Here is a 622-nt window from a genome sequence, read left to right on the forward strand (position 1 = left end):
GGGTCATCAAACGGCTTTGACGACATATACAGCCGGTGTTTCGTCTGTAAAAAACCCTGATCGTTGACGACTGTGAAAGAAAGAACGTCGTCGTAATAAGGGGCATTACTTCCATCAGGTTCATTTTCTCCCGATGACATTGATGCACCACCTTTTACCCACGTTTGTCCATAGTCTTTCGATACTGAAAAACCACCCGTTACATTCCCCCACCAGGGAATGGCAATATAGCGTTCTGAAGGATGCACAAATTTTTTCGTGAAAATTCGATAAAATTGACTGGCTATTTGCGAATGAATGCCTTTCTTAGCATCGACATACCAGAGTTCTCCTTCACAGTCCCAGCCCTTCAGCTCCAGATAGCGATGGTCATCGAAACGGTATACAACCTGCGTCGGTGGCTCTTTCGCCTGGCAACCAACTGCCATAAATACAGCTGCAGCTGTAAGACTTGTCCATAATCCTTTCATGTTATCGCCCCGCATCCATATCGCAACGCATATGATCCCAGCCGGTATAACCTTTTACTTCCGGCACTTTATCGGGGAGGTGCATATTCGCACGGTGATCGATCGCCAGTTCGCACCGTAGTCGATCATGATTTCGCATCGTGTTCGATCGC

General features: G+C 47.1%; 1 protein-coding gene. It reads right to left on the reverse strand.

Annotated features, from left to right (window positions below; translation table 11 throughout):
- The coding region (locus DEO48_RS11210) for a hypothetical protein (protein WP_109845197.1) at nt 1-470 on the reverse strand (470 nt) is incomplete at its 3' end.
- Nucleotides 471-622 lie beyond the last annotated feature (152 nt).

Origin of the sequence: Enterobacter sp. CGMCC 5087 (assembly GCF_003144775.1) — a bacterium.
In the GTDB taxonomy this organism is placed as follows: Bacteria; Pseudomonadota; Gammaproteobacteria; order Enterobacterales; family Enterobacteriaceae; genus Enterobacter; species Enterobacter cloacae_M.